The 9,297-nt window shown below is 75.3% G+C and carries 6 protein-coding genes; 4 read left to right on the top strand and 2 right to left on the bottom strand.

Annotated elements, in window-relative coordinates:
- Window positions 1-134: 134 nt before the first annotated feature.
- Window positions 135-383, top strand: a complete 249-nt coding sequence (locus tag ACFRQN_RS38110; protein WP_380745185.1) for a hypothetical protein — start codon at window positions 135-137, stop codon at window positions 381-383.
- A gap of 66 nt (window positions 384-449) precedes the next feature.
- Here the strand turns inward: ACFRQN_RS38110 and ACFRQN_RS38105 are convergent, their stop codons facing one another.
- On the bottom strand, window positions 450-4,307 hold the full coding sequence (locus tag ACFRQN_RS38105) for a phosphodiester glycosidase family protein (protein ID WP_380745182.1): 3,858 nt from the start codon (window positions 4,305-4,307) through the stop codon (window positions 450-452).
- Between the two features lie 310 nt (window positions 4,308-4,617).
- Here ACFRQN_RS38105 and ACFRQN_RS38100 point away from each other — a divergent pair, with 310 nt between their 5' ends.
- Both ACFRQN_RS38100 and ACFRQN_RS38095 read left to right on the top strand, forming a co-directional pair.
- Window positions 4,618-5,505, top strand: coding sequence for a MerR family transcriptional regulator (locus tag ACFRQN_RS38100; RefSeq protein ID WP_380745180.1), 888 nt, complete (start codon window positions 4,618-4,620; stop codon window positions 5,503-5,505).
- 416 nt (window positions 5,506-5,921) lie between these two features.
- On the top strand, window positions 5,922-7,325 hold the full coding sequence (locus ACFRQN_RS38095; protein ID WP_380745178.1) for an MFS transporter: 1,404 nt from the start codon (window positions 5,922-5,924) through the stop codon (window positions 7,323-7,325).
- A gap of 77 nt (window positions 7,326-7,402) precedes the next feature.
- On the opposite strand, the gene ACFRQN_RS38090 is transcribed toward ACFRQN_RS38095, so the two are convergent.
- Window positions 7,403-7,828: an NUDIX domain-containing protein gene (locus ACFRQN_RS38090; protein WP_380745176.1), complete on the bottom strand. Its 426-nt coding sequence runs from the start codon at window positions 7,826-7,828 to the stop codon at window positions 7,403-7,405.
- A 191-nt stretch (window positions 7,829-8,019) separates the two neighbouring features.
- Between ACFRQN_RS38090 and ACFRQN_RS38085 the strand changes: the two genes are divergently transcribed.
- Window positions 8,020-9,123: an NADH:flavin oxidoreductase/NADH oxidase gene (locus tag ACFRQN_RS38085; protein WP_380745174.1), complete on the top strand. Its 1,104-nt coding sequence runs from the start codon at window positions 8,020-8,022 to the stop codon at window positions 9,121-9,123.
- Window positions 9,124-9,297 lie beyond the last annotated feature (174 nt).

Below are 9,297 nucleotides of genomic sequence, written 5' to 3'. Positions count from 1 at the left end.
CCGGGGCCCAGTGTATGGTCGCCCCCCGCGGGCGTCCCTAGCCCTCCGACCCCCACACCCCCCACCACACCCCCGGCCTTTGGGGCCAGACGCCCCCAATCGACGACAAGGACCTGAACACGGACGGGCAGCACATGCCCACCACCGGGGTCCTCTCCGTCGACCTCGGCAAGGAGGGGACGACCGTCCACGCCAAGACGGCGACCCACCCCACGGGGCCCGAACACGAGACCCAGCGGGACTTGGACTACCCCCATGCCTGGGGCGGCGTCCTCGCCCTGCGTCAGACCTACGGCGAGCCCGTCCCCGACAAGCACGTCCCCCCGGGCACCCCCGTCCCCAAGTCCGTCCAGGACCTCGTCAAGAGCCACCAGGCCACGTAGGACACGACACCGCAGGCCCGGACCGTTCGTCACGGTCCGGGCCTGCGGGAGGTCACTGACGGTCAGTCACAGCTTCGCGCACTGGCCGCCCTTCGGGCCGCTCACCGTGTTGGCGAGGCCGCCGTTCACCGGGGCCGGGGTGTTGCCGGAGCAGTCCAGCGGGCCGCTCACGGTGGTGCCGGCCAGCAGGGTGGCGCCCTTGTTGAGCGCGAGGTGGAGCGGGCCGGACAGGGTGGCGCGCAGGATCGCCGTGGTGCCGGTGGTGCCGCTGACGGCGACCGGGCCGTTCACGGTGGTGTCGCTCAGCACCAGGGTGTTCGCGCCGCGGGCGGAGAGCGGGCCGGACAGGACGGAGTCCAGCGCGACCAGGGAGGCTCCGGGCTGCACCAGGACCGGGCCGTCGACGGTGGCGCCCTGGAGGCAGGTGACGCCCGAGGTGACGGCGAGCGAGGAGTGCCGGCCGCGCACGGTGGTGGTGCAGGCGGGCAACGCGCCGACGGTGAGCGGCTGTTCGGCCTTCACCCCGCCGACGGTGACGCTCAGCGTCCCGCTGCCGGGGCGCAGCCCGGTCAGGGTGGCGGTGGCCGGGTCGTAGGCGGCGACGGCGGTGCGCGGGGCGCTCGCGGCGGTGCCGATGTGCACGGCGGCGCCGCCCCACTGGGCGGTGACGGGCCAGGCGACGGGCACGGTGCGCTCGCCGTCCTGGGTGAAGGTGGCGTGGACGGGGGCGGTTTCGAGCAGGCCGAGGGCGGTGGGGGCCTGGAGGTCGACGGTGTCGGCGCGGGCGCGGACCTCGGCGCGCAGCCAGGCGGAGGTGTCGTCGGCGGTGGCGTAGGGGTCGGTGACGCGGCCGGCGGCGGGGTTGACGCCGAGCATCGTCCAGCCGGTGAAGCCGCCGCGGTCGGGTTCGGCGGCGGGGCCCTTGCCGGAGTTGCCGTTGATCAGGTGCGGGACGCCGTCGATGCTCTGGGCGTGGAAGGCGCCGACGTGGCCGGTGACCATGGCGGCGGACTTGCCCTTGGTGCGGAAGTCGGCGAGCCACTGCTCGACGAGGGCGGCCTCCTTGCGGTCGCCGAGTTGGCTGCCCTGGTCGGGCAGCGGGTCGCGGGTGGGGTGGTGCTCGAAGAGCAGCAGGCCGGTGACGGACGGGTCCTGGGCCGCGCTGTCGAGGGCGGTGCGCAGGGTGGCGATCTGGTCGAAGCCGCTGCCGCGCAGGGTGCCGAGCGAGCTGTTGAGGGTGACGAAGCGGGTGCCCTTGACGTCGAAGACCTGGGTGGTGTCGCCGAAGGCGGCCTTGAAGTTGTCGATGGTGCCGGGGCCCATGACCTCGTGGTTGCCGGGCACGTAGTGCCAGGGGACGGTGTGGCCGGTGAGCTGGTCGAACTCGTCGAGGAGCGTGCGGGCGAGGGCGAAGTCGGCGGGGGCGGCCTCGTCGACGAAGTCGCCGTCGATGACGAGGAGTTCGGGTTTGGCGGCGGCGATGTCGCGCAGGGTGCGGCGGGCGGCCTGGACGATGTCGCTGTCGGGGCTGCGGGCGATGAACTGGGCGTCGGACATGACGGCGACGCGCAGCGGGCGGCCGTCGACGGTGCCGTGGGTGAGCACGACGGGGTCGGTGACCTTGGGCTGGACGGGCAGTTCGACGTCGGGGGCGACCTTGACGCGCAGGTCGGCGAGGGTGAGGGCGCCGGTGTAGGAGCGGGCGGCGCTGGTCTCCATCAGGCGGAAGCGCTGGAAGGTGAGCGGGTACTGGACGCCGGCGGGGACGGGGAACTCGACCTTGCGCCAGCCGGTCCAGGTGACCATCGGGGCGTCGAGGTTGGCGGTGACGCCGGCGGCGGTGCGGTACTGGATACGCAGCCAGGCGCCGTTGCCGTCGCCCTCGATCCACATCGTGATGGAGCGGGGCTGGCCGGGCAGCACGATGCCCTCGGGGGCGATGGCGTACTGGCCGCGGGTGCCGGTGGAGTGGGTGAAGTCGTAGGCCAGGCGCAGGCCGTGGGTGCCGTCGGGGCCGGGGGCGGGGGCCGTCGAACCGCCGGGGGCGCGGTCGTTGCCGGATTTCCAGGCGGCGGCGTCGGAGAATTCGGCGAACGGCTTCTCGGTCATGCCGACGGTGACGGCGACGGCGCTCTCCAGGGTGCCGACGGTCAGTTTGAGGGTGGCGGACTTCCCGTCGGCCAGGGCCTTGAGGGCGATGGTGCCGTCGGGGGCGGCGCTCGTCTCGACCACGCCCTCGCCGCCGGTGACCTTGACGTCGGCGGCCTCGACGGGTGCGGTGTGGCCGAGCGCGTCGTAGCCGGTGACGGTGAGGCGGGCGGTGGCGCCGGCGCCTTCGAGGGCGATCGGCGCGCTGCCGGCGCTGACGCGTACCGCCGGGCCGAGCACGGTCAGCGGCAGGACGGCCTTCGCGGCGCCGGTGGCGGTGACGGCGACCTCGGCGGCGCCGGGGGCGCGGCCGGTGACGACGGCGTCCGGGCCGAGGCCCTCGACGCTCACGGTGGCGCCGGTGGCGGTGGACCACGCGGTGGCGGGCGGCGTCGCGGTGACGGCGCCGTACGCCTCGTCGTGGGGCAGGGCGCGCACGGTGCGGTGCAGGCCGGGGAAGAGGCGGGCGGCGGTGTCCACGGCCGGGGCCGGGCGCAGCCGGAAGCCCTTGGCCTGGCCGGATCCGGGGGTGGAGAACAGGCCGAGGCCGTTGGCGACGGCGCGCTCCCCGCCGTTGTCGGAGGGGCTGCTGACGGTGCCGGCCCGCTCGGCGCCGGGCAGGCGGGCGGCCATCGCGGCGGAGCCGCCGCCGTCCATGTTGAGCGCGTTGTGGGCGCCCATGTCGCGCATCAGGACGGCGAGGTCGGGGAGGCTGATGCCGGGGCTGTCGGCCTGCCGGCCGTCGACGGTGACCAGGTACATGCGCCGGTTGTCGGCCGAGAAGCCCACGGCCGTACGGGCGTTGAGCTCGTTGCCGTCGTTCTCGCCGGAGCGCTGGGCGACGCCGTCGGCGACCAGGACCTGGTAGCCGCCGACGGCGACGGCGACCTCGCCGAAGGAGGCGCGCGGGCGGTAGCCGACGGAGACCCGGTCGCCGGGCCTGAGGTCGCGCAGGGCGCGGGCGCCGGCCTCGCGGCCGACCAGGACGGTGGCGCCCTCGGGGACGGCGGCGCCGAGCGTGTCGCGGACGGCGGTGACCCGGCCGTCGCGCAGTTCGACCTCGGCGACCTCGGCGGAGCCGTTGGCGACGTTGCCGCGGGTGGCGTCGCCCCAGGCGGGGGTGAAGACGCCGACGCCGTCGGCGGGCAGGCCGTAGGTGTTGACGCCGTTCAGCGTCAGCTCGCGGCCGCCGGGCAGGCTCGCGTGGCCCTCCAGGAAGACCTGGGCCATCCGGGCGAGGCCGTCGGTGCCGACGGTGACGGCCTGGTTCCAGCCCTCGACGGGGGCCTGGACCAGGCCGTCCTTGCGGGAGACGCCGACGCCGAGGGGGGCCTCGGAGGCGTTCATGTCGAAGTAGTCGCCGTTGATCGCGGCGACGGCTCCGGCGCCGCGGGCCATGTCGGTGACGCTCTGGCGGGTGGTCACCTTGCCGGAGGACAGGTAGTCGACGCTCAGGCCCTCGGTGTCCAGGTCGGCGACGAGGACCTTGCCGCGGATCCAGCCCGGGCCGCCGAGGCGGTCGAAGGAGGTCATGGTCAGGCCGGGGGCGATGGGGGTGACCTCGCGGCGGGTGACCACCGACTCCCCGGGGCGGTCCAGGACCAGGCCGGGGTCGGCTTGCGCCCGGCTCGGCGCGGGGGCGTCGGTGGGGGCGGGGGCGGCCCAGGCGGGTGCGGCGAGGCCGGGCAGGCCGGCGGCCAGCGCGGTGGCCAGCGCGAGCGCGCCCAGGGCGCGGCGGCGGGTGCGGGTGCGGGTGCCGGCGGGCGGGGGTGGCATGGGGGTCTCCTCGTGCGGCGGCGGGCTCGGGCGTCTCCGGCGGCGTGCGGGGCGCCGGAAGTGCCGTTCGCCCGCGGACGGTGCGGCCCGGGGGCGTTTCCTCCCAGGCCGCGGGAAGTCAACCGTGCACGGACGGCCTCCAGTTCACGCGCCGGTGAACCGGCCCGCTCGGCGCCGCGAACAGGCGGGCGGATCCGGTGGGAAGGCTGACGTACCGCCACAAAGGGGGTGCGGCTTGCCTCTCCGTGTTCGCCTCCTTCCGTGTTCGGCGTTTGCCCCTCCCCCTGGGGCAGGGGGCACAGTGGCGGGCGTGCAGGACGACACGATCACCATCGGCGAACTCGCCGCCCGGACCAGGCTCAGCCTCAAGGCCCTGCGGCTCTACGGCGCGCGGGGGCTGCTGCCGCCCGCCCTGGTCGACCCGCGCACCGGCGTGCGGCGGTACGGCCCGGCGCAGGTCGAGCGGGCCCGGCGGATCGCGCTGCTGCGCGCCGCCGGGCTGCCGCTGGCGCGGATCGCGGCGGTGCTGGACGCGGCCGAGTCGGACGGCGACGCGGGCGAGCGGGAGCTGCTGGCGTACTGGCGGGAGCGGGAGGCCGAGCACGCGGCCCGCCGGGAGGCGGTGGGCTACGCCCGCGAGGTCCTGGCCGGACGGGGCACGGCCGTGTTCGAGGTCGCCGAGCGCGACGTGCCCGAGCAGCACGTCCTGTTCGTCCGGCGGCACGTGGACGCCGCCGCGCTGCCCGGCTTCCTCGCCGAGGCCTCCGGGCTGCTGCTCGGCCGGCTGCGGGAGGCGGGGGCGTGCCTGTCGGGGCCGCTGTTCGCGGCCTACCACGGCCTGGTGGGCGAGGACTGCGAGGCCCTGGTCGAGGTCTGCGCCCCCACCCCGAACGCGGTCGGGCCGAACGGCGTCGGGCCGCACGGCCCGTTCGCGGCGCGCGTCGAGCCCGCGCACCGCGAGGCGTACACCGCCCTGCCCCGCCGGCGCACCGCCGCGATGGCCGCCGCCCACGACGCGGTCGCCGCCTGGGTCACCGCCCGCGGGTACCGGCGGGGCGGGCCGGACCGGGAGGTGTACCACCCGAACTGGGCGACCGCCGGGCCGCAGGAGCACGTCGCGGACGTCGCCGTACCGCTGGCGGGCGCGGGCTCGGGCGGCCCTCGGAGAGGAGCTGACGACGGGCTCACAACGGGCTGACGCCGCGCTCACGGCGGGCTCGTGACGGCGCCCCGGCGGTGACGCGGCGGGGTCGGTCCCGTACGGACGGGCACCGCCCAGGTGTGGAATGGGCCACATTCCAGGGGCCGTTGACGGTCCGAAGTGACCAGGGTCACGTCCGGCGCGCGTTCGCGGCGCCCGGCGGCGCGGCCCCGTGGCGGGACTGGGCGGGCGCCGTGGCGGCACGGGCGAAGGGCCCGTCCGCTTCGGGACCTTGGTCGCGAATCCCCTCGACCTTCGCCCCGGTGGCGCCCCCTCGGAACCGGGGCAACCGTGGACGGTCGCCCGTTGTGACCGGGCGGTGGCGCCGTCCGAGGTGGGCGGCGTCTTCCCCTGCCGTCTACCCGGCGCACGGTGCGCAGTGCGTGCCGTACGCTCCGGAGGACCCCAAGTACATGTCCCAGACCATCGACAACGCCCCGTATACCGCGTTCCACCGCAGGCTGGCCCTCGCCTGTTCGGGCGGACCCCTGCTCGACGGCTACATCCTGAGCATCGTCGGCGTCGCCCTGATCGGGATGCGCCCGGACCTCGGGCTCTCCACCGCCGAGGTCAGCCTGATCGGCGCCGCCGCCCTGGTCGGCATGTTCGTCGGAGGCGCGCTCTTCGGCGTGCTGACCGACAAGATCGGCCGGGAGGTGATGTACACCGCCGACCTGCTCGTGATGGTCGCCTGCTCGGTGCTCTCCTTCTGGGTGGACGCGGTGTGGGCGATCACCCTGCTGCGCTTCGTGCTCGGCATGGCCGTGGCCGCCGACTACCCCATCGCCACCTCGCTGCTCGCCGAGTGGCTGCCCGCCAAGAAGCGCGGCCGCCTGCTCGGGCAGCAGATCGTCGCCTGGTACGCCGGCTCGGTGCTCGCCTACGTGGTGGGCTACCTGTTCCTGGAGCTGGCCGGGCCGGGCAGCTGGCGGTGGATGCTGGCGAGCTCCACGGTGCTGTGCGTGGTGTTCCTGGTGATCCGCCGCGGCTCGCCGGAGTCGCCGCGCTGGCTGGCCGCCAACGGGCGGGTCGGTGACGCGGTGCGGGTGGTCGAGAAGCACCTCGGGGTCCGGGTCGACGGCCGGGAGCTGATGCCCGATCCGGCCGAGCGCGGCCGCCCCGCCGGACTGCGCCTGCTGATGACCCAGCCCTACCGGCGCCGCACCCTGTTCTGCGGCCTGTTCTTCATGTGCCAGGTCGGCCCGCTGTTCGCGATGCTCACCTTCGGCCCGCAGATCCTCTCCTCCTTCGGCATGCCGGGCGGCACCGTGATGGAGACCCTCGGCACCGGCCTGATCAGCCTCGTCTTCCTGCTCGGCTGCTACCCGGCGCTGCGCCTGATCGACACCCGCGGCCGGCGGCCCGTCATCATCTGGTCCTTCGCGCTGATGACCGTCCCGCTGGCGCTGCTGGGCGTGTGGCCCACCGCCCCGGCCGCGATCGCGCTGCTGGCGCTGTGCGCGTACGCCTTCCTGTGCGGCGGGCCCAACGTGCTCGACTGGACGTACCCCAACGAGCTGTTCCCGACCGAGATCCGGGCCACCGCCGTGGGCGTCGCCACCTCGGTGAGCCGGATCGGCGCGGCCGTCGGCACCTACCTGCTGCCGCTGTCGCTGACCGGGCTGGGCACCGGCCCGACCATGCTGATCGCCGCCGGGGTCACCGCCCTCGGGCTGCTGGTCTGCGTGGCGTGGGCGGAGGAGACCCGCGGCACCGCGCTGGGCGCCTCCCCAGCTGCCCCTGCTGGTGCCTCCGCCGGCGCGCGGACCGCGCGGGGCGCCGTTCCGGCGCAGCGGGTGGCGCAGACGGCGCGCTGACGGAGGACCGCCCGTGCCGCTCCGGCCCCCGCCCGCCCGGGCGGGGGCCGAAACGGTTTCCGGGCCGGGCCCGCGGGTCAGGCCAGGTCGCCGCGTTCGCGCAGCAGGGGCAGGAGGTGGTCGCGGACGGCGGGGGCCAGGCGCAGGGTGTCGTCGCGGCCGTCGGTCCAGCGCAGGTCGGCGAGTTCGGCGGCGGGGACGGGCTCGCGGTCCAGGGTGGCGGTGAAGACGGTCATCAGCATGGGCACGCCCTCGAGGGCGGCGGTGGCGCGGATGTCGGTGAGGTGGCGGGGGTCGACCGGGGCCGCGCCGAGCTCCTCACCCAGCTCGCGGGCCAGCGCCTGGAGGGCGTCCTCGCCGGGGTCGGGCTTGCCGCCGGGGAGGTAGAAGACCTCGGGGGCGGCCTGCTTGCTGACGACCAGGAGCCGGCCGTCCCGGATGATCGCGGCGGCGGCGACGGTGAGGGGCGTTTCCGGGATGCTGGTGGCTACGGATTCGATCATGGAAGCGATTGTCGCAGGTGGGAGGGCGTCGGGAGGGCGCGCCGACGGGGAACCCTTGCGAGTCCGTGCGCACGCAACTATTGTTTACGAGTGTAAATGCAGCTGCAAAAGTTGCATGCTCGCCCTTGCTTCACCCTGCATCCTTGCTTCACCTGCGTCCTGGCGTCAGCCGACCCCACCGGGAGTCCGACATGAGCACCTCTCTCTTCGCCCCGCTCACCCTGCGGTCCCTGACCGTCCCCAACCGGATCTGGATGCCGGCGATGTGCCAGTACAGCGCGGCCCCGGACGGCGCCGCGGCCGGCGTCCCGACCGACTGGCACTTCACCCACCTCGCGGCCCGCGCCGCCGGCGGCACCGGGCTGATCATCACGGAGGCCACCGCGGTCAGCCCCGAGGGACGCATCAGCCCGTACGACCTCGGCATCTGGAACGACGAGCAGGCCGCCGCCTTCCGCCGGATCACCGCCTTCCTGAAGAGCCAGGGCACCGTCCCGGCCATCCAGCTCGCCCACGCCGGCCGCAAGGCCTCCACCGAGCGCACCTGGGTCGACCGCGGACGCCCCGTCGCCCCGGACGAGGAGCACGGCTGGACCCCGGTCGGCCCCGGCACCGAGGCCTTCTCCCCCGCCCACACCACGCCGGACGAGCTCACCGAGGAGCAGATCGGCGAGATCGTGCGGCAGTTCGCCGACGCCGCCCGGCGCGCGCTCGACGCCGGCTTCCAGGTCGCCGAGGTCCACGGCGCCCACGGCTACCTCGTGCACCAGTTCCTCTCCCCCCACACCAACCGGCGCACCGACGGCTACGGCGGCTCCTTCGAGGGCCGCATCCGCTTCGCGCTGGAGGTCGTCGACGCCGTCCGCTCGGTGTGGCCCGAGGACCTGCCGGTCTTCTTCCGCGTCTCCGCGACCGACTGGCTCACCGAGAACCCGGAGGACGGCCGCGAGGGCTGGACCTCCCAGGACACCGTCCGCCTCGCCAAGGAGCTCCGGGCCCACGGCGTCGACCTGCTCGACGTCTCCACCGGCGGCCTCGTCCCCGACGCCCGGATCGAGGCCGCGCCCGGCTTCCAGGTGCCCTTCGCCGAGGCCGTACGCCGCGAGACCGACCTGCCGGTGGCCGCCGTCGGCCTGATCACCGACCCCACCCAGGCCCAGGCCCTCCTCACCGAAGGCCGCACCGACGCCGTCCTGATCGGCCGCGAACTGCTGCGCGACCCCTACTGGGCCCGCCACGCCGCCACCACCCTCGGCGCCGAAGTCACCACCCCCATCCAGTACCACCGCTCCTGACCCCCCGCCCCACCCAGCGCAACGCGGGAAGTCGGCCCCACCGACTTCCCGCTCCACCTCGCGCGGGCACTTCCCCACCAACCGCCCGCGCAGCATGGGAAGTCGGCCCCGCCGACTTCCCACTCACCCACCCGCGCACCCACCCCACCAACCGCCCAGCGCAGCACAGTGGGC

Origin of the sequence: Kitasatospora sp. NPDC056800, assembly GCF_042789775.1 — a bacterium.
GTDB lineage: Bacteria > Actinomycetota > Actinomycetes > Streptomycetales > Streptomycetaceae > Kitasatospora.
The sequence above is the reverse complement of the archived record's forward strand: the minus strand, read 5'-3'. Positions and strand labels throughout refer to the sequence as shown.

Excerpts from the sequence above, each read along its gene's own strand:
- ACFRQN_RS38110 (WP_380745185.1), top strand. The coding sequence starts at position 135 with ATGCCCACCACCGGGGTCCTCTCCGTCGACCTCGGCAAGGAGGGGACG.
- ACFRQN_RS38105 (WP_380745182.1), bottom strand. The coding sequence starts at position 4,307 with ATGCCACCCCCGCCCGCCGGCACCCGCACCCGCACCCGCCGCCGCGCC.
- ACFRQN_RS38095 (WP_380745178.1), top strand. The coding sequence starts at position 5,922 with ATGTCCCAGACCATCGACAACGCCCCGTATACCGCGTTCCACCGCAGG.
- ACFRQN_RS38090 (WP_380745176.1), bottom strand. The coding sequence starts at position 7,828 with ATGATCGAATCCGTAGCCACCAGCATCCCGGAAACGCCCCTCACCGTC.
- ACFRQN_RS38085 (WP_380745174.1), top strand. The coding sequence starts at position 8,020 with ATGAGCACCTCTCTCTTCGCCCCGCTCACCCTGCGGTCCCTGACCGTC.